We start from the raw sequence: 24,392 nt of genomic DNA, 5'->3' as shown, positions 1-24,392 counted from the left end.
CATGTTCACTTGTTATTGTCGTGGATTGCGTCTTGTGATCCATAAAGAAAGGATAATCCTATGAATTTTTCTACCGTTGAGACGCATCTTCAGCAAGAGGAACAGGCTGGCCCTGTGATGACACGAGCGGAGGTGGCCCAGCGACATGCCACCCGCGCGGCGCTCGGTGAAGAACTGAACGCTCTGCACAAAGCGGTGAACGCGCTCTCTAGCCGTTATTATCACCTGGTGAAACTTCCAGATCCGCGCCATGTCGAGTGGGCGCATGCGCTCCTCCAATTTTCCAATCTGGTGTTCTTCGTGATTGACAGTACCGGCTTACATGACGAGAGCGACATCATCCGGGTCCATCTCTCCGATGCGGCAGGCGCTCCAGTGTTTGATCGTCTTCTTCAGCCGCAACGTCAACGAGGGCACGCCAATACCTTCTACACTGGCATCACGGACGCTCAGATCCGCAATGCCCCCACGCTGGCCGACATCTGGGGTGAGCTACAAGCTGCGCTGGTAGGCCGGTACGTCCTGGCGTATAACTGGGAGTTTCTGGCTGAAAGATTGCGGGAGAATGCGCAGTATTATCACCTCTCGCCCTTGTATCCTGTTGGAGAATGCCTGATGAACCGGGCCTCCAGCTACTATAACACAGCGATAGCGCTCAAGCTGGCTGATGTGTGCCGCCGTATTGAGCATCCTCTCCCACAACCTGCGACAGCGCAAGATCGCGTTGCCGGACAATTGGCCTTCTTGCAAGCGATGGCTCAAGGCATGACCGATGTCCGCACCACACAGTCACCATCTCGTGCAGAAGATGACGATTTGGGCGAGCTGGATGATGAGCATCCCTTTTAGAGATGCACTCATGCCTGAACACTTTTCCCCTTCAGCCCTTCTCATGGTTGTGAGAAGGGCTGTTGGTTGGATTGAATGCTTAACTTTGGAAAATGATGAAAGGGAACCACCTATGAAAAATCATCTGATACCAGGGCACATCAAAACCCTGCGAGAGTCCCTCAAAGGCCATCCTCGCGAGGCGCTCTTCACTGTCGCTCTGGTCACAGGATTGCGTCCAGGGGAGTTGTTACGGTTGGTTTGGCAGGATCTGGACCTGGAGCAACGTCAACTCCAGGCCCAGAACACGAAGGCGAAGAGTGGTCCACGCCGGATCTCTCTCCCAGAGGATGTGGTTGAACTCCTCAAGTATCAGCAGAGCCAACAAGTGAAGCTGCAATCGAAGGCTGGGGATGCCTGGCAGGATCAGGGCTTGATCTTTACCGACGATGGAGGGGGAGCGCTCCAACTGGCGCATCTGTTCAAGGATTGGCACGCGCTTCTTAAACAAGCTGCCTTGCCTCAGTTCCCGTTTCATGAGGTGCGGGCAGCTGTGAGACGAGCGCTTCTAGCATCGATGGTGCCAGAGTTGTCGGGTCACGAAGCGAGCGCAACCACGCTAGAGACCTATTCTCATGGAGAAGAGGGGTAGGATGAAAGCGTGCAATTTCAATCAACCTGCATTCATGCAACGTTCGTGAGAATGCGAGGTATCTGATGGCATGGAATGTTAGCGGCCCCCTCGTCGGTCCCACGCGCTTTCCTCCTATTGAGACCACTCCTTTGATCGACGAATTGATTGTGGCTCACGTACCAGTGGCGATTGGAGTTTCTGGTGGCAAAGACAGCGACGTTGCCGCCTTCGAGACACTAGCAGCACTTGAACGCGCCGGGCATAAGGGCCCGAGAGTGTTGATCCATAGTGATTTAGGGCGTGTGGAGCATACAGATTCTCGGCCTGCTTGTGAGCGCCTTGCCACACGTCTCGACCTCGAATTGATCGTGGTCAAACGAAAAGCAGGAGACCTGATGGATCGCTGGCTGGTGCGCTGGCAGCACAATCTGGAGCGTTACTGCCAACTGCAATGTGTCAAGATGATTTTGCCTTGGTCTACGCCCGCTATGCGCTTTTGTATCAGCGAATTGAAAACAGCAATCATCTGCCGCGATCTCGTAGAGCGTTTTCAGCACTCTATCATCCTGTCGGTCGTGGGCCTCCGGCGTCAAGAAAGCGCAACCCGCGCGCAAGCGCCTGTGTGCGTGCCACAAGTAAAGTTACAGAATGCCACCTTTGGTACAACAGGATATACCTGGCATCCTATCCTGGCGTGGTCACGGGAGGATGTTCTCGCCTACCATCGCTATCGAGACTTCCCACTCCACGAAGCCTATACCACCTACAGTCTGGGTCGAGTGAGTTGCGCCTTTTGTATCCTGGCAGGAATAGATGACCTCGCGGCATCTGCGACTGATCCGCGCAATCATGATATCTATCGAGAGATGGTTGAGCTAGAGATCATTTCCACATTCAGCTTTCAGAGCGGACGGTGGTTGGGAGACGTGGCCCCCCACCTTCTCTCAGGCTCTATGCTCGCAAGGTTGAAGGAGGCCAAGCAGCAAGCGGCACTGAGAGAGCGAATGGAGGCGCGCATCCCGAAGCACCTGCACTACGTCAAGGGATGGCCGACCGCGATGCCTACCAGGGCAGAGGCAGTCCTGTTGAGTGAGGTACGCAGGGGTATTGCCGAGATCATGCACCTGACCATCCAGTACAGCGAGCCGGACGCTATTGTTGATCGCTATGCGGAACTGATGGCCGTGAACGCTGCACGTCGCAAAGGGCAGAAGCAGGCATCTCTTCCCATCAGGCTTATACAGCAAGAGTTGTGGAGCTGAATGTTCTGAAGCTGTGAGGAAGATCATCATATTCAGAAAACGAGAGGAAACCTATGCTCTCTGTGGTCTTAGCGGATAAGTGTGGTCTCTCCTGGGCGCAAGAGCAAGTGGAACGATATCACTACCTCCACACACCAGTTGATCCCCGCTGTAACCCTGTAGCGTTGTTAGTCACGCTCTTCGAGGAGAGAGTGGGCTGTTTCATCTTTGGGAGACCAGAAGCAACGCGTGTGAACGGTTGGTATGTTATGTGTAATCAAAAGTCAATACCTCTAGCTGCTTTTCTAAGCAACTAAGATTGCGCCTTGAGATCACGCAGCAAACGTTCAAATGCCTGCTGATATACCTGTGGGTCCGTCCAGCGAGTAAAGTCGCCAATATGCCGCGTGCGATGCAACTTCGCCGCCCATGCTGTGCCCGTCTGCATCACATGCTCATCGAGACGCACAGGGAAGAGTACTTCACGTTGTTGTCGTTGCTCCTTCTCCAGCGCTGCTTCCACCTCATCTTCGACCCAGGAGCTTGCAAGGGCATGCTTGGAGAGCAAGAGCAGCAACTTGTCCTGCAAATGAATGGCTTCATCAATGCGGGCGCGAATCTTGTCGCCAATTTTCATATCTTCGGGAGCGAACCAGCAGCGTACTCCCTGATCTTGCAGATCAGCATGTAAGCGTTTGGCTAGCACCTCGTCTTTGCTGGAGTAGCTGATAAAGCATGAATAATACTGAATTGGTGACATCATCTGTGCACGGTAAAAGTCGATCCACTCGTCAGAGATACCCACACCTCTCAAAAAGTGGAGAGCGCTGCCATCTTGGGGAAGTTTCGCAGTATACAATTCGACATGAGATGGACCTTGGTAATTAACCTCGACTAATCCTTTCGTTCTCTGAAGATCCACTTGGATAAAATATGTCTGACTTACTGTTGCTCCGCTCAAGTTGGTTTCGCTCAAGTTAGGATTGTACAGGTTAGCACGGCTTAAGTTGGCCCCACGCAGGTCAGCATAGTGCAAGTTAGCCTCACGCAGGTCAGCATAGTGCAAGTTGGCCCTGCGCAGATCAGCTCCCATTAGGTTGGCGTAGATCAAATCGGTGTTACTCAGATTGACACAAAACATGTGGGCATGTCGCAGATCGGCAAAGCTCAAATCGGCAAAGCTCAGGTCGGCCTTAATCAGACGAACATCTCTCAGATCAGTATTGCGCAGATTGGCGCGGCTCAAAGTGGCATTGTGCAGGTTGGTATCACTCAAGTTAGCATGGCTTAGATTTGCCCCATCTAGGTTAGCATCAGTTAGGTTAGCACCTGTCAGACTAGCATAGCTCAGCTGAGCATAGCTCAACTGAGGCCGTATTCCCAAATGTTCTTGTCTCCACTGATTCCACACTTGTACCCCTTGTTTGAGAACATCAAAATGTTCCTGCTTTGCCATACATACTCCTCTTGCTTCATATGTGTAAATCACGCCAGAGTCGCTGCAATGCGTTCTGATACTCAGTATCATCTTTCCACTGACGGAAATCACCAATAAAGCGTATCCGGCGAATATCTCCTGCCCATGCTGTGTTAGTGTACATCACTGCATCATCAAGCCGGATGGGAAAGAGGACGAGGGTTTCTGGTGGCTGACGTTCCCGCTCGAAGGCTAGTTCCACTTCTCGCTCCACCCAATCACTTGTGACAGCATGTTCGGAGAGGATCAGCAACAGCTTGTCGTTCTTCTGGATGGCTTCGTAGATCTGGGTGCGCAATTTATCACCTGTTTTCAGATCGTGTGGAGCGAACCAGCACGAGACACCCTTACTTTGCAGATCAGCATGCAATTTCTTGGCAAATGCCTGATCTTCTGTGGCATAGCTCAAGACACAGGAGTGGTAGTCAGAAGATGGCTTCTGTGGCTGCGTGGTCGTTGGGGCAGGCGATGACACAGCAATCTTCTGTCGCGCAGGAGGCGATGGTGAAGATGAGAGAGCCTCGCGACGAACCTGCCATACCGAGACGCCAATGCCAAGCAGCATCACGACGCCAAGAGCAGGCCAGGCAAAGCGTAAACACGGGGTGATAGCAGGTGGTATGGTGCTGGTGGCAAGATTGCCGAGAATACCCACCAGGGCAGCAAAGACACCTGCGAGGACGGTCAGCAGAATGGTTACAGATAGTCGTGGCGACGGGCGCGTGGACATCTGAGCTCTCTCCTCTCATAACACAGCAAGGTGTGAATATATGGGCTTCAGTATGATAAACGATGCAGACCACTGGAAGTACAAGAGATTAGTCCTTTGGCTTTTGTTCAGCCTTGAGATCACGTAAGAGGCGCTCAAGTGCCTGTTGATAGGTATTGTGGTGTTTCCACTGAGTAAAATCGCCGATGTGCCAGCGACGGCGCACATCGGCGGCCCAGGCTTTACTAGTTTGCATCACGGCGTCGTCTAGGCGGATCGGAAGGAGGACCTCATGTCTAAGCTGATCTTCTTTTTCACGGGCAGCTACGACTTCGCGTTCCACCCAGGCGCTCTGAACTGCATGTTCTGAAAGAATGAGTACAAGCTTGTCGTAGAGGTGAATGGATTCATCAATGCGCTGGTGATAGTGGTCGCCGATTTTGAGATCTTCTGGGGCAAACCAACAACGAACATTGTTGCTCTGTAAGTCTGCATAAAGTCGCTTCACAAATATCTCATCGCGACTGGAGTGGCTGATGAAGCAAGTGTAGTAGCCAATGGGTTTTCCAACAAGAGAACGAGCGTAGTCGATGAAGGAGTCGGGAACACCTGCTCCTTTGAGAAAAATTTCTGGAATGTTTCCTCGCGAACGATACACAGTCTGAATATCGAGGATTGATGAGCTTGCATGTTTTACCCTCTCAAGACCTTTGACGCCTTGGAGATCGACATTCCCAAAGATGGTCAGGGAGAGGACAGCATCGCTCAAATCAGCTTCTGTGAGGTTAGCCTCGCTGAGATTAGTCACGTTAAGTCTGGTTCCATGCAAGGTAGCCCTACACAGATTGGCTCCCATGAGGTAACTTCCCATCAGATTAGCTCCGTTGAGATTTGCCCCACTAAGATTGTCGTGCGTCATGCTACAAAAGCTGAGATTGGTTGCGCTCAGGTTCATATTACTGAGATCAATACTACGCTTGCCAAAGCGAGCGTGACTCAAGTTCGGATGGATAAGAGGATTCCCTGCCCTCCATTTGTTCCAAACCTCTACACCTTGCTTGAACAGGTCAAGATGCTCCTGGCTCGCCATCCTGGTTGCCTCCTCACTGGTAGCCATATGGCATTCCTACATAGCTGCTGTCTTCTGGTTCTAAGTAGCTCACACAACACCGTTGCTCCACATGTAGATCCTCTCAACCCATCACAGCCAACGGTTTCTCACAATATCCCGAGGTGGTTTCTCTCCATGATGCACTTCCACACGCACGGCGTCAGGCTTGAGTTTGAGGATGTTGCAAGCCGTATGCATGGCACCAACGAGACCGCGATGATGCGCGTCGCGATCTGCCGGTTGCATCCCGTGCAATCACCCAGACCATGAGAACATGGCCAGATGTTACTGTCCTTCTGGCGCATCACCAAGCTCCCACTTGTTCTGTAAACGTGGCACGTGCCGCTTTTTCACTCTCTGAGAGGATGGACTGGTACTCTGTTCAGTGGGTGTCGTGGCTCGTCCAATGCTCCCCAGGGGGAGGATCTTCGTCTCACCTTGCCTGCTCGCGGTGAGTTCTCGTGGGGTTGGCCCAGCAGGCGTTGGTGTGTCGGCCAATTGCTCAATGAGTGTCTGGTGGAGGTCAATCCCCTCTGTCACGAGTAGTTTTTCGTCTTCCGTTAACTTGACGAACTCTAGCATGCGTACTAGGTTGGCCTGACCCTCTACCAATTGCTCTTTGAGTGAGTCTTTGGGCCGATAGAAGGGGCAGCGAGCACAGGCCATGCGGTGCTTGCAGTCGGCCCAAAAATCGTTGGTGCAGTAGCCATGTCCCAAGTCGTAGTACTTCCATACAGCACCGTGAGCTGCTGCCCCACTGTGCACCACATCCTGATCAAGGAGAACTTCTATCGTTGCCATGTTTTGCTCTAAGTATCCGGCTTTTGCTACGCGACTGGCAAGCTTGGTAGGATCGACTTTGATGTAATGCTGCGTCGATGCGAGATGCTGATGCCCCAGATACTCCTTGAGTTCATAAATTGAGAGGGGTTCCTTGGCGTTGTAGAGCATAGAAGCAATGGTGGCACGTGCGCGATGACTGGTGATGTTTCCACGGCTATCTTGTTTGGGAATGCCAGCCTTGCGACATAAGAGAGGAATTATTCCGAATAGACTAAATCTCCCACTGACATGTTCATTCACCCATAGAGCGGTTTTCTTTTGACGGGGACATATAGAGATTCCTTAGCTCAAATCGGTCACGAGATACCGCTTCAAGGTACGATAGCCAAGCGACTCATAAAAAACCAATGGTCCCGTTTCAAACTCCCACGTATCCAGTTGCATCTCCGTTGCATCCCGCTCCTTCGCCCACTGTTGTGCCGCTGTCACAAGCTGTTTTCCCAAACCTTTCTTTCGATGAGAAGCTGAGATGATGAGGCTTTGCAGGTATCCGTACCGGTGAGCCACCGTGAGCGAGTGAGGCTCATCCTGGCGGAGATAGACCTCGGCCAGGCCAAGAAGTTCTTCTCCAGAATCAACGACAAAGAGAGCCGCGTCATCATTAGACAAGATGGTATGTAACGCGTCACGTAACCATGCCTCGTCATAGATATCTGGTCTGCGCAACCGGTCAGGAACACCAAGAACGTGAAACTCATGGAACTCGGTGTACAAAGGGATAAGTTGATCAATATCTTGTTCTGCTGCTAACCTAATAAAAGGTGTATCCATAGCTTGTCTCCTGATACAAGAGCTAGAGAGAAATAGTCCCTTGATCTTCTCCCTGCTTCTGAAATGTGTTCAAAACAGTGAGTGGAATTCCTCGACCTTTTTCTCCTTTCGCCCGTCTTCGTAAGAGTGTTGGAGCAGAGAGAATCTGCGTTCGCTTGACTGCTGCTTCCAATTTGTCATGGTCCTCTTGTACGGCAGCCAGTTCCTCATCGGTCAGTTCGACAATCTCCATGAAACGTTTGACAGAGGTGTAGGCCGCGATCAGTTGTGCCTGGTCTTTGGGAACGAAGAACGGACACTTCAAACAAGCCATCCGATAGAGACAGGTGGCCCAGTCCGGGTTGCCACAAAGTCCATGGTCCCCCAGGACGTAATAGACCTTCACCTCACCATTGGCATCAGCTTTGGTATCCACCAGCACTTCGACTAATCGACTGTTACGGTCAGCCTTGGAGTAGGCTGCCGCTAATTTCGTCGGCTTGACCCGCGCGTAGTGTTGGGTGGTTTTGGGATCTTTGTGCCCCAACCATTGCATCAGTTCAAAGATGGTCAGGCCCTCTGGAGCGTTGTAGAGCAATGTTGCAGTAGTTGCGCGGGCACGATGACTGGTAATAGTCCCGCGCTCATCCGCAGAGGGGATGCCTGCCTTCGCACAAAGCATCGGTATTAGGCTATGATTCAAGTAGCTGGTGCCGATGGTGTATCCTCGATGAGCGAACAGATAGTGGACAGTGGCCCCTGTCTTCCGATCCGTCTGTGGTGGTTGCCCCGCAGAACGAACCTGCTCCCATTCATTAATGCGCTTGCCCACTAGAGGATTCACTGGCTTTTGAAAACTCCCCGTCGTTTTGTTCACCGGAACCGTGAGAAAGCAGGTTGCTTCTTTGGGGAGGATTTCCCCGGTTTCGGGAAGCGTGACATCCTCTTGTTGCCACCTGATACATCCGAGCGGGAGGCGCACGATTTCGTCACACCGCAACCCTGAGTAGACCCAGACAGCGGCGACGGCACGCACGAGAGCGAGCGGATAGCGCAGCCCTCGATTGGCTTCTTTGCCTCCAATACGTGGAAGATCCTCTTCGGTCAAATTGAGCGCTGCATGTACCAGTTTGGCCCACAACAGCGGATTAAGATCCCGAGGATTTGGGCTAATCTGATTTCTGATAGCGCGTGGGGTGCGAAAGAGCCGTACCGGATCAAATCGTCGAGGAATCAGGTGCGGTTCATCATGGAGGTCCTTGAAGAAAGCCCTCATGATCGCGAAATGACGATCTTTACTTCGTGCGGAAAGCGGCTTGCCAAAGGCGCTCGGAAGAATGGTCTTGGTATGTTGGGCATCCACGAAATCGCCCACGCGGATCTCTTCGAGCGAGGCGATATATTCGGCGGCCAGTTTTGAGGTCCATTGGTGGGGCGTGGTAACCTCCGGATGGACGAGAGCAAGCCAGCGTCCCGTTCTCAGAAGCACATGCAGATAGTTATTCTTGGTCCGCGTTGCTAGTCCTGAAAAGCGATACCAACGAACGCACCACTCGGCCCACTCAGCAGCAACGTCGTTGGTGTCGATCCGCCCAGTGATATCCGGTTGGAGCCCGGTGCGAGGTAGTGACCCATCAATGAGTCCCAGATGTTCAAGGGCACGAGAGAGACGCCCCAGGCTGTGGCGTAGATGCCAGCGCGTTTTTTCGGCAAGTTCTGCAAGCAGAGAGAACGTGAGATCCTCCAGGTAAGGGCTTCGATTGGCAATGAAAGCTTCTGCGATGGCCTGCGTGAGTTCTGCTTTGTGGTTACCAGTGTTGTATCCCCAGGACATGATTACCTGATAAATGCGCTCGACTGCCTGCTCAAGCATATCGCTCCCGAAGAGTCGCCGGGCCAGAGGAACAGGCTGAACACTTCGTAAAAGCGAACTGGAAAGGTCGGTGAGTGGACACAGAAAGTAGCCAATAGCGAGGAGTTCAAGCCGAACCGTCTGGTCAGTGAAGTTTGGATAGCGCTGCTGAAAAGCTTTAAAATTGGGCTGAAGAATCTCTTGCCAATGCTCCTCGGACCAAGCCCAGTAGGCAACGCCTCGCTCGTGCATTTCTTGCAAGATCACCGCAAGAGGTGTCGCACGATATTTCGCTACAATGTGCAGAACATCCAGAACATCTTGAAGAGGCTGGACGAACCGATGAAGAGTGGCTTTCGTCTCCTCTGGCCAGGAACGCATTCGTCCCGTGAAGTGTGTCACAAAGCACGCCAGTGCTTCTTTCTCCGGCTCGGTCAGTTTGGGATGGCGATCATACCGCTCAACATCGATGGGTGACTTCCATCGTTTTGAGGAAGAGATGGCCGGGGCAAGCTGCTGCTCCATCATTGCTCCTCCTTGCGCAAGCGTTCCAGACGCTTATCAAGATCCTGCATGCAGAGACGAACCCGCTCGGCTGTTTCGCGTCCACTGAGCTTGATATAGATCTTGGTGGTCTCCAGTGATCGATGCCCTGCGTACTGCGCAATGGCATTGAGATCCATGCCGGTTCTCGCTAAATCCGTGAGGCGAAGATGGCGGAGTGTATGGGTCGTAAAGTGGTGGTGCAGCCCCGCCCGCTTGGCGATCCGCTCAACGATTTTGTCCCAGGTGTCAGCTGTCACCCCTTGTGTGCGATTCCGATCAGATTGGGATCGAAAAAGGAAGCCTCCGGCAATATCTGCTTCTGCGCGCTCCTCTTGATACTCCTGCAAGAGGAGGTGAGCCACGTCACCGTACATTACCACTCGGCCACGGCCATTTTTGGTAATCTCCGGACGCACGGTAATTTGTTGATGAGGAAAGGAAATATCACGTACCTGCAATGCTACCAGTTCGCTCCGCCGTAAGGCTCCATCGTAGGCAAGAAGGAGCATGAGTTGATTCCGGATTGGCTCCCGTCGTGTGGCATCAAGAATGGCATCCCACTCTGAGTCGCCCGGTATCCATGGGAGCAGTTCGTAGTGAGGCAGAATCCCTCTTTCGCGTTTCCCAGCAAAGGCGCGGCCAGGAGTAAATTTCCCCTTTCCCACCGGGTTACGGTGATTGCATCGAATCTGCTCATCGATCAGATAGTCATACAGCAATCTCACGACGGTTAAACGCTGCTGCAACGTGCTGTTTGCAAGGCCAGTGCCGGTATGAAGGTATCGAATATGGTTTCCTCTAGGGTTAGGGCGATGAGTCATATCGTCGATGTAGGCGACGATATCGGCCTTGGTAGCCTCAACGAAAGAGCGGCTTGTCCGCTCACAAAAAGCCAGGTAGTCGTTGGCACCGCGCCCATATGCTTGGATCGTGTTTTTAGCCAGACCCAGCATTACTTGTGTTTCTAGCCAGTTGCGTGCATGAGCATTTTCTGCTACATGAGGGTAAAATTCCCAACAGATTGTCTGCATCGCTACCACCTCTTCTTCTTTCCGATGTTATTATCCATAACGGGAGAGGTGTATTCGGAATAACATACATGAGCGTTTCGTTAATATATGTTTTTGAGACACGCATACCTCGATAGGCAAACAAAAATTGTACCTGTTCGCCTGTTTTGTGATCGATAGCATGTGGCTGTTCTTGTGGGCGGACCTGTTCCCACTCGTTGATTCTTCTCCCAACCAATGTATGAACCGCTTTTGTGTAGGCTCTCGATGTCTTGTTTACGGGTACATCTAAGAAGCACACGGCGTCTTTGGGAAGCATTTCGCCTGTTTCAGGGATCATCACGTCCTCATATTGCCAGCGAATGCACCCTACCCGTAACCGCCAAATCTCATCAGAGCGGAGAGCGGCAAAGCACCATACAGTAGCAAGGGCACGAACCATTTCAAAAGGATACAAAAGATAGTCACGTGCATTGCGCGGGAGATCCTCTTCTTGCAAATTCATGGCAGCCCATAAGATTTTTGCCCATAACTCCTTGTCGATTACCCGAGGATTGGTTCCTATCTGACGTTGAATAGCTAAAGGTGTACGAAAGGCCCGATGAGGGTTAATGGTCACTGGAATCCAATGCCACTCCTGGCAATCATGCAGAAAGACTCGCATTGCCTTGAGCATAGCATTTTTGCCTACTGGACCAAGTGGTTGTCCAAATTGCTTTTTACGTAACTGTGATTGTGAGCGGGGAGATGGATCTGACCATTCACCAACCTTCATCGTATTCAGGGCAGCGACTAACTCTGCCGCCAACTCATAGCTCCAATCAGCGGGGCCTTTGACTGCTGGATGATTCACCTGGAGCCAGCGCCCGACTTTGAGCAGCGCATAGTAATGCTTTTGGGGCTGTTGAAGGATACTCGTCTTACGCCATCGCTGGCACCAGGAAAGCCATTCATCACTGACGCTTCCATCAGTACCAGAGGCTGGCAACAAAGGTTTTCCTTGTATTGCAAGAGGATAGGTGAGAATATCCAATGCCCACAACGAACGGGAAATCTGGACAAGTAAGTTATGGATAGATGGATGAGTGCAGCTTTCATAAAGGGTTTCAAGGAGTTCAATGGGGATATCTTCCAGATATGGGCTGCCATTTCGGAGCAAAAGATATCCGACAGCAGCATCGAGCCGATGCTCCAGGCGAGTTCCTTGTAAATTTCGATAGCCCCACTTTTGAAGGGGAACTCTAAGGCGCTGAATATTCTGGCTTACCAACTCTTCCCCAAAGATCCTTCGTGCATAATTGCCCCAATAGGTCATCACATCAAAAAGAAGGGCGGCATGTGGATGGACCTGAAGGAGATACGCCACCACTGGTAACCATCTCCGAGCTGGGTTTCTGTCCGCGCCTTCATGCCATCCATACCGGGTAGTAAAGATAGTATCATTTGGCGCAAGAATTTCCTTCCATTCTTCTAGCGACCAGGACCAAAAGGAAGAGTCGCGCCAGTGCATTTCAATACAGAGAACTCGCATGACCTTTAGACGTTTGTCAGGGGCAAGCTTGATATATGCTAGCGCATCGTCAATGGGCTGTAGCAAACGGAAGAGACGTACTTTGGTTGATGGACAAATACGGTTAGTGCTTGTGGACGCTCCATCAAATCGACAAGCTAATTCTGCACGTTCATCCTGACTCAGTTCAAATCCCTGGTCATAGACAGTGGGATTAAGCGGCCATTGCCAGGAGGGGCTTTGAGGTGAAAGTGGTTGTTGATTGTTCACGAGCGTTGATCTCCTAACATCAAATCCATCCACTGTTCAAAGCCTGCCAGGCTTCGGCTCACCGCTATGGTGAGCTCTACCCCGCTCAAGTGAATATAGCGCATCGTTGTTTGCAATGAACGATGACCAGCGTAAAGCGCGATCTGGTGGAGTTCCAGATGAGCACGCGCCAGGTGGGTGAGGCGGAGATGTCGCGGTGTATGGGTAGTAAACTGAGGAATCTGTGAACGGTTGGCGATAGCCTGGACTGCCTTTGACCACATAACGAGCGAAAGGGGATGTCCACGGTTGCGACGAGACTCTGAGAGGAAAAGGGGACCACGCTTCGTCGAAAGAGTGCGCCGCTGTTGTAAATAAGCCTCAAGTAGCTTCTCCGTAATTTTTCCATACCCGACTACACGTTCCGCTCCATTCTTTGCATGCTCGGCGCGAACGCGCATCTGACGATAAGCGAAATCAAAATCGCCGATTGCAAGCGTGACCAGTTCTTCTCGCCGGAGAGCTCCCTCGTAAGCGAGCAAAAGCATCACCTGATTACGCAGGAGATCTGTTTTGAGGGTTTTCAGGAGAGTTTGCCACTCCTCATCGCTTGGAAGCCAGGGTAGCTTCTGATAATGAGGGATGAGTCCTCTATCACGAGTGCCACCAAACCCTTTTCCTGCGACATAGTGTCCCCGACCAACGGGATTGTCCTGGCGAAGCTGCTCTTCTACCAGCGCATCGCAGAACAAGCGCAGAACAGTAATACGTAATTGCATCGTCGAGTTGGACAAGCCTCGGCCACTTTCAATGGAGAGAATCTTGGCCCCTTTGGGGTTTGGGCGTGTAGCAAGATCCTGAACGTAGAGCGCCACCTGCTCGCGTGTGACCTCTTCCGGTTGTATCCCTCGCTCAATACAAAAGTGGATAAAGTCATTGAGCGAACGCCCATATGCATCAATCGTCGTTGGTGCAAGCTGTAGATTAGCCTGGATCTGCAACCACTTCCGTGCTCGTTCATGCTCTGCCACTAGAGGATAGTATTCCCATCGAACCTCAACCATCTAACTACCTCATTCTACTTACATTATGCAACGCCGACAAAGGAAGGAGAAACTGAACAATGATTTTGCCCTGTTCAGACTTCAGATTATATCTAATATATGGAAGTGTTGAAGATGTTCGCATAGGAAAATGTCGCTTGTCGCGTTGGGAAGTACTCAACCTTGCACGCGTCTGGCTCGATCCAGCGCTCCAGAAGGATGGAGGTAAGTGGTATCACCCGCCGGGGCTGATTGGCCCTAGCGTGCTTCCAGGCTTCTATGATAGAAGGCGTAGCTGGCATTCTAGCGCGGCCAGCTACGTGATGGATCTCGCGTTGGAGCGTGTCGTGTTTGACTTTCTCTATTGCAGGCCTCCAGTGTGGATAGAGGAACCCTATCAGATACGAGAAATATTGAGCTATTGTGACGCCAGAAGGCACAGGGGCACGCTCTATCGTGCGTCACGCTTTACCCTTGTACGCAAGAACGCTGTTGGAATAGAAACCTATGTGCGTCCTGTCCGATGCCTCACTTCTACTGAACAAGCCATTATCGCGAATCGCTCACATCACGATCCGCGCTGTCGGAAGCTCAGAGAGGCACGACGAGCAAATGCTTATACACAATTAACCTGGATACCTTCATGATGCCCATTTTCAGCTACACCTTTGCATGTTCTTTCCGCTCCAGATAAAGAGTATTCCTGCTTCCTATGCGGCTAAGATGTACCTCCGGGAGAGACTTTGTTGAGGGCTGATCGGCCAATTCAGGATGCAAAAGGAAGTGTGTTCAGTATTCCTACCAGTAGTTTTAAACATCCGTAAGCTCAGATGCCTTCTAGAAAGCCTCTCTTTTTCTCTGGACCGGTAAATTACTATCCTCTGCAAAAGAGAGGCTTTCTTGGTGGCACTCGGCATAAAAAAACGGCATTTCCACGAAGGATCACTATCACGATGGGCATACTTCGTTCTGAGTGCGTATCCTGCGGAGAAGTCTTTGTGGGCGTGGACGCATTCGACGCACACCGTACTGGCAGCTTTTCCAAACGAACCCGCCGCTGCATGGCCAAGCGTGAGATGCAAGCGCACGGCATGACGCGCAACGACAAAAGGTGGTGGACTGCACCACTAGCGAATAATGTGGCTCCCTGGTATACCATCGATCAGATTTCATATAGCAGAAAGTGAGTGAGTGAATGCCAAGACGTAAACAAACACCCAAGCCGGTTGAGCAGATCCTTTTGACCGTTCCCCAGGTTGCTCAATCTCTCAGTGTTGGCCGCACAACAGTCTATGAACTGATAAAGTACGAAGGGCTTCCAACGGTAAAGTTTGGGGCAGCTACGCGCGTACGTGCGGAGTCTCTCAAATCCTGGGTAGAAAAGCGCGAGCAACAACAATCGGCATAGATTGACAGTAAAATAACTAACCTCAACAAAGAGCGCTAGATAAGATGTTTTCACAATAAGGTCATGAAGCGATACATCTTATCTAGCGCTCTTTGTTGAGGTTAGTTCCACTTGTGAAGGAGATTTGACTCTATGGGGAAGCCTCGACAAAAAGCCAATGGTGAGGGATCAATCTACTATCGTGAAGAGATAAAGAGATGGGTAGTGAGCTTCTATGGAACCGATGGAAAACGAAAGTATCGGAAGGTCAAGACAAAGCGCGAGGCCCAGGAAGTCCTTCGTCAAGCGCTTCAGCAGCGTGATGAAGGCATGTTGCCTACTGGCCCTCAGCAGACAGTGAAGCAATTTCTTGAGGAATGGTTGGAGACCACGTGCAAACCGCCAGCTCTACGTGCAAGTACATATGTGAAATACCAAAAACTCATTCGCAGCTATATTCTTCCAGCCCTGGGGCGTTATCAGTTGCAGAAACTGACGCCACAACATGTCCAACGATTATACAGGCAAAAGAGTGACGATGGGCTAAAGCCGAAGACGATTCAATCGATACATGGGGTATTGCATAAAGCGCTGGATACGGCTGTGATGTGGAATCTGGTCGCACGTAATGTCTGTGATCGGGTGAAGCCTCCAAAGGTTCCGAAACCTGAGATACAGCCGCTCACCATGATCCAGGCCCAGGAATTGCTCAGCGTTGCAGAAGGACACCGTATTGATGCATTGCTTGTCCTGGCCGTCACGACGGGAATGCGTCGGGGGGAGCTGCTGGGACTCCGCTGGACTGATATCGATTTCCAGAATCGGTGTCTTCATGTTCGTCGTACGCTGGATTATCTCGCGCACTATGGCATTGTTGTGACGGAGCCGAAGACTACAAAAGGGAAACGCAAGATAGAATTGCCTGATTTTGTAGTGGAAAAACTTCAACAGCACCGCGTGCGCCAATTAGAGATGAAACTCAAAGCGGGGGCCGACTGGAAAGAGGAAGGATATGTTTTTACTGGCTTACAGGGAGGTGTCTTGAATCCGCGCTATCTGGTGAAATTGTTTAAGAAGGTACTAAAAGAAGCGTGGTTGCCTGATATCCGCTTTCATGACCTCCGGCACAGTGCTGCAACAATCCTTTTGAGCATGGGTGTTCACCCGAAAATTGTCCAAGAATTGCTGGGCCATGAAGATATCACAACTACACTAGGGATATATTCTCATGTCTTACCTTCGTTGCAAAAAGAAACGATGGAGAAGTGGGATATTGCATTTGGGCATGAGAGTGGAAAGGAAAAGGAGGTAAACTGAGTCAGGCCTTACTTTAAGAGGCTGGTTTCGAGACTAAAATCCTGAAGAACTTTTGCTCTCAATAGATACTTTTGATGCATTGGTATGTACTTGAGGACAAGCTTTTGTAGCCTTGACTGCTAAAAAAAGAATTGCCTGGATTGCCTAAAAGGTATCCAGGCACCTTTGGAAATTAAATCACGGCAAAATATTGCAATATCATCCCGTTTATAATGTTATAGAACATAATTTGGAAGAAAGAGATGGATGTGCATATGACCATTGACCTGACCTTTGATAAGGCATGTCAGAGCCTCAAGGATGAATACCCCGAAATCAGCGATGACATCAACAATTTCTCCAATCTTCTTCTTATACTCGGCGTTGCCGCAACTGGCCCAGCAGTTGCGGTTGCTGTAGGCACTACCGCTACACCACTTGCCGTGGGACTTACCGCAGTAGGCATACTTGCGAATCTCTTCGGTGTCAAAAACGAAATTCCTCGGATTGTTAAGAGCATTATCAATACTGTTACTAGAAGACGAGGTAATGATCCTCTTGATCATTTTCATCGCCTAGAGCGTGCCTACTGTCTTCTGTGCTATGTTGCCTTTTTTGAGGCCCTGGGCCGCGATAAATGTCTGGCATCATTTTTGAAGAAGGCTGGAGTGACACGTGAAGAGAAACTTGCTGTTGCTAACCAGGCCACACGTGAAGTATGGGGTCCCAATATCCAAGCGAGTAGCGACGACAGAACTGGTGGTAAACCTGCTTTTTTAGAATTTAAACCTACATTACCTCATCCTGCTGAAACCTTTGAAGAACAGATTAAGCAACTCCAGCCCCTCTACGGACGCCTAACACTTGGCACTGAACAATTTTTCAAAAAGCTAGCTGTTTGGGAAAAAGCGAGCAGACAAGACCGTAGTTCTGTCAGTGAAGCGCTCAAAAATTTGCCTGTCAGAGCCGCAGAATATTTTAAAGCGCAATACTATGTCCTGGCAGTAAGGTATGAGGAGTTTTATATCTGGTCGAACCTGCAAGAGCAAGAAGAGACGCGTAGGCAATTACAAAATTTATCCGTCCTCACTCAAAAATACGTAGAACTGGCGGATATGAGCAAAAATGTTGTCGATACCGGTTTTAAACAACTTGAAGTGACTATACGCTCATTACCAGATTTGGCAGCGCAAACAGAAGTTGGTTATGTGTTAATGGCGCTAGAGAAAACCTACACACGCGCACTAGAGAAGCCAATTTTCGATATTGAGAGTAAGGAGGGTATTTCGGGGTTAACATACCCTAAACAAGAACAGATTTTTCTTCCTCAGGAGTTTCGGGTTCTCCGTTATACTGGCAAGGAACAATTGGAGCAGGAGATGGTGTGGAAACATGCTGCACCGCGTAACGATCTAGGTATCTTTCTACTCAGTTATTTCCAATCGCCCTACAGCGTACAGACACCACTTATTATCTTGGGTGATCCTGGTTCTGGTAAATCTCTGCTGACCAGTATGATTGCTGCTTGCTGGGCAACGACTGCATATACTCCCATACGAATACCGCTGCGTAACATCAGGGCCGATACAAGAATTCAACGGCAAATCGAGGCGCAGTTAGAACTTGATAGTGGAGGAGAAGTCGTGAGTTGGGGACAATTCGCGCGTCACCTGGAAACACGCTCGGCGCTAGTAATCTTTGATGGCTACGACGAACTGCTCCAAGCGACTGGCAGTGTCTTTTCCGATTATTTACAGACAGTGCGCCGTTTTCAGGAAGAAGAATTGGACTTGGATCGGCCTACACGTACTATTGTGACCAGCCGCAGGACGCTGATCGGCAAGGCGGATATTCCAATAGGTGCGACCATCCTTCGCCTGTGTGAATTCAATGAGACAAAACAACAACGCTGGATCGATATCTGGAATGCTACCAATGCAGACTACTTTCAGCAGCATGGGGTCAGACCTTTCAAGGTGCCGCAGAACAACGAAAAGATCAAAGAATTGGCGCAGCAACCACTCTTACTGCTTATGCTTGCTCTCTATGATTGTGAGGGCAACCGACTCCACAAAGCGCGTGACCTCGACCGCACGCTACTCTATCAACGCTTGCTACACCGCTTTATCGAGCGCGAACTGGCGAAGGAAACGAATTTTACATCACTTCCAGAAAAATCGAGAAAGGAAAAGATCGCCTCGGAAATGGAGCGCCTAGGCGTGGCAGCCGTTGGCATGTTTAATCGCCGCGCTCTCTACATCCGCGAAGACGCTTTAAGCAAAGACTTACATTTCTTCGGCAAAGAAAGAACGTTCCCAGAAGCGAAAGGGCTGAGGCTCCAACAAGGTTCTTCTCTGCTTGGCAGTTTTTTCTTCGTCCAGAAAGCAGAAGCAAGGCAAGGAGACCAGTCAGTGCAAGAAAGCGCACATGAACTGGCGTACGAATTCTTACACGCAACCTTTGGCGAATTTCTCACCGCCGATTTTATCCTGCACCAAGTCCTACGCGAAACTAATGCCCTCTACAGCATGCGTACTGACGAGTACCTCCAGGCCGAGTACTGGCAGAAACTAGCCAATTTTAGTCGCTTTTCACCTTCCTGGTTTACCTGTTTGATGTATGCTCCTCTTTTCTCGCGACCAGTAATTATGAAGATGATGGGTGAATGGTTGCCCCATTGTTTCAAGGAGAGTAAGTGCAAAGAGCCGGATTTTCTACAAGACTTGGAAACCATTGTGTACCATCATATCAAGCTCCTGTTGGAGCAAAATACACTGCCAACTATGATGATAGAGAGAGAAAAATGCCCCTTTGATGCTCTTCCCACCATTGGCTTTTTTGCCATTTACACCCTAAATATGATCTTGCTCAGAGTAATGTTTGGGCGAGATGGTTTTGTGTTCGATGAAGAGAAGTTTGCAAAATCGGCTGATGGCACACGAGCTTGGGATCGTCTCGCCTATCTCTGGCGTTCTTGGTTTTCTCTTGAAACACTCAGTGAACTAGCAACTGTTCTTGATGCAGAACGCGATAATACAAAAATTGTCCTTAAAATGAGAAAAAACCTTCGCCCTCTCGGAGGCATTGGCCGATTCTATCAAGTTATTAGCGCCAGTCAAGCCTTAGCGGACAATATTACAAGTGGGTTGGCTGGCCTCCTTGTAGACAATCCCCTTGACACCGAAGATGAACAGGCAAACCTAAGCAGCATCCGTAGAAAGTTAGAAGCTGAACAGGTTGATGGGCAGTTAAATGCGATTCTTTCCATGAAGATGCTTCAGAGTTTGAGGCGAAAAGGCTCTATTTTTCGACAAGATGCTCTATCAATTTTACAAGCAGAGATTCGTGCGTTTTTTGAGACAGAGACTCGTAAAGATGCCTTTGTAACAACAGGTAAGCGAGAAGCAATTGCATCTTTATTTGCGGAAATGACTAGAATAGCCCAAGAGCTAGCAGATGACCAAGGTGTAGAAGTCGAGGGGGATGATTTTATAAGGGTATTCTTTGGAGATCAATTGATTTCAATAGAAGAGTTTAGGCTATCTATAGCATCCAACGATCAGGATGCTATAGATTGGTATGTTATGAGTTCCCCTATATTTAAGGAAAAAGGTGGAGAGCTGCAATCGCAGAGAATATTAACTGAAGTAATTCGATTTATACAAAAAAGTGGCAGATCTGTTCACCATAATATTAACATAAAACAAATACAAAAAATTATACATAAGCAAGGACACTTATCTATGGAACTTGCGGCAGCGTTGGTTGGACTTGCCCGTGAGACTGGCGACCAAGAAACGATCAACTTTATTTATCATTACTATTCAAAAAATATGACAGATTATGCTGCTCCTATATCCATCAAGTTAGCTACCCAATTGGTCAAATCGGCAAGAGATAAAAGAGATCAGCATATATCTGGTTACTTTGTTGAGTATCTTTTAAGATATCTGCGAAAGCATAAGGATATACCAGTAGAGCTTTCCCTTGAACTATTCAAGTTGATACGTGAAACAAGTGATAAGACAGGCCTGATTAGATTTATCGCATTCTATATATTTGAGGTCACAACAGCCGAGAGACGCCTACCTATAACTCTCATGATTGAGCTGCTCAATACCTTGCAAGAATTTGACCATCAGCAAGAAATCCAAGAGTCAGTGGATCTTTTTTTTGTGCCGTATATAAAACAGCAGATCCTACCAAATGTGCCACAAGAACTGGTTGTCCCTATTATCAAGTTTGGCCGCAAAATCAATGATCTAGAATTTCCTGATCATTTCCGTCATGATTATCTCAAGAAAGCTCTGAATGTTCAAAGCCTGGTGCCTGTTGAGTTAGCTATCGAATTAGTCAAGTTAGCACAAGAGACAAGTATCTATGAGCAAGCTAGCATAGAAACCTTCTACTACAAAAACATTACATCAGATCGCTGCTACATAGGGTTGCTGCCAATCGATACAATTGTCGATTTGCGACGTTTAGCACAGAAATTCGGTGACGGTGAGTTGGTAGAAAAAATCGATGAGAGGTTGAAGATATGAGGGAAAAGGAGGTAAATTGAGTTGTCTTTGGTGCATTCTGAGGGCTATTGCTGCCCGCGTTGCTGCCCGTGCGCCCTATTATAAAAGGAACGGTTTGGTTGCTAGAGAGCATAAACAAAGGCGAGAAGCGGGTTGACACCCATTGCTTCTCGCCTTCTTTGTGGTGGAGATGAGGGAGAGTTGAACTCCCTGTCCACACGGACTTATCGGAGAATGTACTACAGGCTTAGTCGATGCTTTGCTTGTACGCTGGGGACTCCCATCGACAGGATTCCTCTGCGTTGGTCCTCTGGTCTTTGATGACGATTAGAGGACAGTCCTCGTCATCGCATCTCATGTGTATGACGCCCGTGTTCCGACCCCATGAGCTAAAGTCGGGCGGACGGTCGTCTACTGGTTATTAAGCAGCGAGAGCGACAGGTGCAGTTGCTGGTTTGGCAACTATGTTTTGCCGGTTGTTTAACGAGAGTGCATACCGGCACCTCGACCTGCAATTCTTCAATCTGACCGCCTGTCGAAACCCGACATCCCCAGAAGAAGAACTTGTTGTCATTGGTCCGCCTCTTATGAGATCTTTCCAATACGTCAGTATTATATCATAGACCTTGACAAATAGCAAGTGATTTTATCAATACACTGTTTTTAGTTCGTTATTTTCTGCAAAAATCTCTGTAGATGAACGATGAAACGCTCATGCTGCCCTTCGCCGATTTTTTGCTGCTCATCGAATGCTTCCACGCGAAAAGTCAGGCGTCTTCCATCGATAGCGATCAACTCTGCCGTTGCTCGCACCGTCTGGCCTAATGGCGTTGCAGCCAGATGGCTTACGTTGACATGTGTGCCTACTGTTACCTGTCCCTCATCCAATGTATCAGCAACCGCTTGCCAGGCCGCATTTTCCATGAGCGCGATCATCATAGGAGTGCCAAACACTTCAACCCCTCCCGCTCCGACTGCTGCTGCGGTGTTCTCATGGACAACTGTTGCGGTCGCTTCCCCTCTCATTCCAATGGTGAGTGTCATGTCAGGAATATCCTTTCTCATGCTAGATGCACTACATTACAAATAACAACGAAACGCTGCTATTGTAATGATACGAGAGCTTGGAAGCTATTGCAACTCAGTTGAACGTGAGAACACTGGTTCTGTCAGGCATTGCCAAAGATCATTGCGGCAACAAAGACTAAGGCACCTCCACCCACTACCTGAACCATAGAGAGCAGCCAACTCGTCCCGAAATAGCGGTGACGGATAGCGGCAATCAAAACGAGTTCAAATGCAACAACGATATACGCTGTTAGTAAGGCTATTTGGATATGACTGATTAAAAATGGTAAGGTATGGAGCGCACCACCAAAGAAGGTCATGATGCCAGTAATTGCTCCTCGCACGATTGGACTACCTCTCCCAGTCAGCACTCCATCGTCTGAAAGCGCTTCAGAAAAGGCCATACTGATACCTGCACCCGTTGCCGATGCCATACCCACCAGGAAGGCCAACCAGGGTTCGTGAGAGGCAAAGGCTGTTGCGAAAATTGGTGCCAGCGTCGAGACAGATCCGTCCATCAAGCCCGCCAACCCTGGCTGAACAACCCGGAGCAAGAAGTCATGGGATGAAGCGTCATTGCGACCAATCGCTTTGAAGATATCAGCGATTTCCTGACGAACCGTCGTTTTCTGGATGTTTTCGACCTGAGCTAATGCAGACCGTTTTTCCTGTGGCTCTGTACTCAATATATTCGTATTCCCTTCTTGTGCCATACAATCAACTCCTCTTCCATATGAGCAATATTCGTGAGCGCATTATATTTTAGTTACTGGCCTTATGACATGAGGGGCATTGCCCATATAACCTGATCTCATGGGATTTCAACGTAATACCCGCCGCTTGAGCTGCGTTTTGTAATACGTCTTGCGGTAAAACTATCTCTGTTGGTACGTCGAGAAGCGCTCCACACGTTGTACAGACCGCGTGATCGTGGCGCGACGTTTGTCCGTCATAACGACAGCTCTCGTCACTACGCCCAAGCTCGTTAATATATCCTTTTTCAACCAACTGATGGAGAATGCGGTATACACTTGCTAGCCCTATGCGTGGACGTTTCTGCTTGACCGCATCATATATCTCCAAAGCTGTAGGATGATTATGTGTAGCGCGTACAATATCGAGTACGGCCTGTGCGTTCGTATTCAGTTTCTCTTTCATTACTTCAGGTCTTCCTATATTAGGTTTACCTAAGAATGAGAATTATTCTCACTTTTGCATCCTTACTATATCTCTTTTTGACTTTCTTGTCAAGGAACATGTACGCGCCTTATTCCTTACATCGGAACGACTATATATTGAATTTGCTTTGTTCTTTCATTGTTTGCAATGGCATATCCTTTCGGGACAGTTGGTATTGGGCCAAAGGCGTGTTAGGATATAGAGAGTATGTGTGCTCTGATATCACTAAGCATGAAAGGTTGAATTAAGCCTGATGACTACCTCTTTCTTGCGTGTTGCACATCGCGGCGGCGCTCGTCTCGCTCCTGAAAATACACTGGCTGCTTTTCGCAATGCGCTGACGTTGCCTGTAGATGCTATTGAAATGGATGTACATATGAGCCGCGATGGATCTCCTGTTGTCATCCATGATAATACTTTAGAGCGCGTTACAAATGGTGAAGGCAATATCCTCGATTTAGACCTGGCCTCATTGCGCTCTTTAAATGCTGCCGCGCATTTTCCTGGTGGTTGGCCTGCTGCGGAACAGATTCCCATCCTACGTGAAGTGCTGGATCTCTCTCAGAAACGTGTCCAGGTGCTTATCGAAATCAAAACGAGCCGACGCGATGGTACAGAGGGACGCTATCCAAATATTGCCGAGGCCGTTGTTAACGAATTGCGAGCTACAGGCATGTTAGAATTGGCCATCATTATTTCTTTTGATTGGCAGGTGCTTCCCCTCGTGAAATCGCTGGAACCAACACTGACCACTGGCGCTCTTGTTTCCGATAGTTTGTGGAACCCACAAGAGGAACACGCCCTCGACACCCTCACAGAGCAAATAAAGCCGCTTGGCTGCGAATGGATCTCGCTGGATCACAAGCTCTTTACTCCTGATATGCCAGCACTGCTGCATGAGCAGGGATTTCAACTGGGACTCTGGACGGTCAATACACTGGAGCAGTTACAATATTTTGCCGCTGCTGGCGTTAATTCCTTAACAACGGATCGGCCAGATTTCTTCTCGCGGGTCTGGGTGGATTAGCTCTTCCAGATAAGCTCGTATCGTATTTTTGGGAAGATTGTGTCTCTTCCTGATATTTATCCGTTTTAGTAGCATGGTAGGTAAAGGTACCATCCTCTACGGCTTGTCT

The 24,392-nt window shown here is 49.5% G+C and carries 22 protein-coding genes and 1 other RNA gene; 10 read left to right on the top strand and 13 right to left on the bottom strand.

Features of this window, described 5'->3' with window-relative positions; translation table 11 throughout:
• Positions 1 to 60: 60 nt before the first annotated feature.
• The 3 genes from K3T83_RS07815 to K3T83_RS07805 all read left to right on the top strand — a co-directional run bounded on the left by K3T83_RS07815 (position 61) and on the right by K3T83_RS07805 (position 2,724).
• On the top strand, positions 61 to 849 hold the full coding sequence (locus K3T83_RS07815) for a 3'-5' exonuclease (RefSeq protein WP_220202410.1): 789 nt from the start codon (positions 61 to 63) through the stop codon (positions 847 to 849).
• 112 nt (positions 850 to 961) lie between these two features.
• Complete coding sequence (locus K3T83_RS07810; RefSeq protein WP_220202409.1) at positions 962 to 1,480, top strand: tyrosine-type recombinase/integrase; 519 nt, start codon at positions 962 to 964, stop codon at positions 1,478 to 1,480.
• A 65-nt stretch (positions 1,481 to 1,545) separates the two neighbouring features.
• Positions 1,546 to 2,724: a phosphoadenosine phosphosulfate reductase domain-containing protein gene (locus K3T83_RS07805; protein WP_220202408.1), complete on the top strand. Its 1,179-nt coding sequence runs from the start codon at positions 1,546 to 1,548 to the stop codon at positions 2,722 to 2,724.
• Between the two features lie 292 nt (positions 2,725 to 3,016).
• Here K3T83_RS07805 and K3T83_RS07800 read toward each other — a convergent pair whose 3' ends face one another.
• The 3 genes from K3T83_RS07800 to K3T83_RS07790 form a co-directional block, all read right to left on the bottom strand.
• Positions 3,017 to 4,159 (bottom strand): toll/interleukin-1 receptor domain-containing protein, encoded by a 1,143-nt coding sequence (locus tag K3T83_RS07800; protein WP_236064845.1) that lies wholly within the window; start codon positions 4,157 to 4,159, stop codon positions 3,017 to 3,019.
• Between the two features lie 16 nt (positions 4,160 to 4,175).
• On the bottom strand, positions 4,176 to 4,910 hold the full coding sequence (locus K3T83_RS07795) for a toll/interleukin-1 receptor domain-containing protein (protein ID WP_220202406.1): 735 nt from the start codon (positions 4,908 to 4,910) through the stop codon (positions 4,176 to 4,178).
• Positions 4,911 to 4,998: 88 nt separating this feature from the next.
• Positions 4,999 to 6,006 carry a toll/interleukin-1 receptor domain-containing protein gene (locus K3T83_RS07790; protein WP_220202405.1) on the bottom strand — a complete coding sequence of 336 codons (1,008 nt, stop codon included), beginning with the start codon at positions 6,004 to 6,006 and terminating at the stop codon, positions 4,999 to 5,001.
• Between the two features lie 129 nt (positions 6,007 to 6,135).
• On the opposite strand from K3T83_RS07790, the gene K3T83_RS57150 reads away from it, so the two are divergent.
• Complete coding sequence (locus K3T83_RS57150) at positions 6,136 to 6,270, top strand: hypothetical protein (RefSeq protein WP_268963446.1); 135 nt, start codon at positions 6,136 to 6,138, stop codon at positions 6,268 to 6,270.
• A gap of 15 nt (positions 6,271 to 6,285) precedes the next feature.
• Here the strand turns inward: K3T83_RS57150 and K3T83_RS07785 are convergent, their stop codons facing one another.
• From K3T83_RS07785 to K3T83_RS07760, 6 genes are read right to left on the bottom strand one after another with little or no spacing between them, the layout of a single operon-like run.
• A complete protein-coding gene (locus K3T83_RS07785) occupies positions 6,286 to 7,083 on the bottom strand; it encodes a tyrosine-type recombinase/integrase (RefSeq protein WP_220202404.1) in 798 nt (265 codons plus the stop codon).
• Between the two features lie 42 nt (positions 7,084 to 7,125).
• The gene (locus K3T83_RS07780) at positions 7,126 to 7,614 is read right to left on the bottom strand and encodes a GNAT family N-acetyltransferase (RefSeq protein WP_220202403.1); all 489 of its coding nucleotides are present in this window, start codon (positions 7,612 to 7,614) and stop codon (positions 7,126 to 7,128) included.
• Positions 7,615 to 7,636: 22 nt separating this feature from the next.
• Entirely contained in the window at positions 7,637 to 9,973 is a 2,337-nt protein-coding gene (locus K3T83_RS07775) for a tyrosine-type recombinase/integrase (protein ID WP_220202402.1), read from the bottom strand.
• Positions 9,970 to 11,022 (bottom strand): tyrosine-type recombinase/integrase, encoded by a 1,053-nt coding sequence (locus K3T83_RS07770; protein ID WP_220202401.1) that lies wholly within the window; start codon positions 11,020 to 11,022, stop codon positions 9,970 to 9,972. The genes K3T83_RS07775 and K3T83_RS07770 overlap by 4 nt, the downstream gene beginning before the upstream one ends.
• Positions 10,928 to 12,781: a site-specific integrase gene (locus K3T83_RS07765; protein WP_220202400.1), complete on the bottom strand. Its 1,854-nt coding sequence runs from the start codon at positions 12,779 to 12,781 to the stop codon at positions 10,928 to 10,930. Before K3T83_RS07765 ends, K3T83_RS07770 begins: the two co-directional genes overlap by 95 nt.
• A complete protein-coding gene (locus K3T83_RS07760) occupies positions 12,778 to 13,824 on the bottom strand; it encodes a tyrosine-type recombinase/integrase (RefSeq protein WP_220202399.1) in 1,047 nt (348 codons plus the stop codon). Before K3T83_RS07760 ends, K3T83_RS07765 begins: the two co-directional genes overlap by 4 nt.
• 137 nt (positions 13,825 to 13,961) lie before the next feature.
• On the opposite strand from K3T83_RS07760, the gene K3T83_RS07755 reads away from it, so the two are divergent.
• The 5 genes from K3T83_RS07755 (at position 13,962) to K3T83_RS07735 (ending at position 21,030) form a co-directional block, all read left to right on the top strand.
• Entirely contained in the window at positions 13,962 to 14,450 is a 489-nt protein-coding gene (locus K3T83_RS07755) for a hypothetical protein (protein ID WP_220202398.1), read from the top strand.
• 306 nt (positions 14,451 to 14,756) lie between these two features.
• Positions 14,757 to 14,990: an FDXHR family putative zinc-binding protein gene (locus K3T83_RS07750; protein WP_220202397.1), complete on the top strand. Its 234-nt coding sequence runs from the start codon at positions 14,757 to 14,759 to the stop codon at positions 14,988 to 14,990.
• A gap of 8 nt (positions 14,991 to 14,998) precedes the next feature.
• A complete protein-coding gene (locus tag K3T83_RS07745; protein WP_220202396.1) occupies positions 14,999 to 15,211 on the top strand; it encodes a helix-turn-helix domain-containing protein in 213 nt (70 codons plus the stop codon).
• A 132-nt stretch (positions 15,212 to 15,343) separates the two neighbouring features.
• A complete protein-coding gene (locus tag K3T83_RS07740) occupies positions 15,344 to 16,507 on the top strand; it encodes a site-specific integrase (protein WP_220202395.1) in 1,164 nt (387 codons plus the stop codon).
• Positions 16,508 to 16,761: 254 nt separating this feature from the next.
• Positions 16,762 to 21,030 carry an NACHT domain-containing protein gene (locus K3T83_RS07735; protein WP_220202394.1) on the top strand — a complete coding sequence of 1,423 codons (4,269 nt, stop codon included), beginning with the start codon at positions 16,762 to 16,764 and terminating at the stop codon, positions 21,028 to 21,030.
• A gap of 161 nt (positions 21,031 to 21,191) precedes the next feature.
• Here K3T83_RS07735 and ssrA read toward each other — a convergent pair.
• From ssrA to K3T83_RS07715, 4 genes are all read right to left on the bottom strand, one after another.
• Positions 21,192 to 21,562: a transfer-messenger RNA gene (gene ssrA, locus K3T83_RS07730) on the bottom strand.
• Between the two features lie 110 nt (positions 21,563 to 21,672).
• Positions 21,673 to 22,053, bottom strand: coding sequence for a thioesterase family protein (locus tag K3T83_RS07725; RefSeq protein WP_220202393.1), 381 nt, complete (start codon positions 22,051 to 22,053; stop codon positions 21,673 to 21,675).
• 125 nt (positions 22,054 to 22,178) lie between these two features.
• On the bottom strand, positions 22,179 to 22,790 hold the full coding sequence (locus tag K3T83_RS07720) for a VIT1/CCC1 transporter family protein (RefSeq protein WP_308441666.1): 612 nt from the start codon (positions 22,788 to 22,790) through the stop codon (positions 22,179 to 22,181).
• 49 nt (positions 22,791 to 22,839) lie between these two features.
• Positions 22,840 to 23,235 carry a Fur family transcriptional regulator gene (locus tag K3T83_RS07715; protein ID WP_220202392.1) on the bottom strand — a complete coding sequence of 132 codons (396 nt, stop codon included), beginning with the start codon at positions 23,233 to 23,235 and terminating at the stop codon, positions 22,840 to 22,842.
• A 274-nt stretch (positions 23,236 to 23,509) separates the two neighbouring features.
• Between K3T83_RS07715 and K3T83_RS07710 the strand changes: the two genes are divergently transcribed.
• Complete coding sequence (locus tag K3T83_RS07710; protein ID WP_220202391.1) at positions 23,510 to 24,283, top strand: glycerophosphodiester phosphodiesterase; 774 nt, start codon at positions 23,510 to 23,512, stop codon at positions 24,281 to 24,283.
• Positions 24,284 to 24,392: the final 109 nt, after the last annotated feature.

It is taken from the genome of Reticulibacter mediterranei (assembly GCF_016587455.1).
This window is presented reverse-complemented; position numbering and strand designations above follow the sequence as displayed.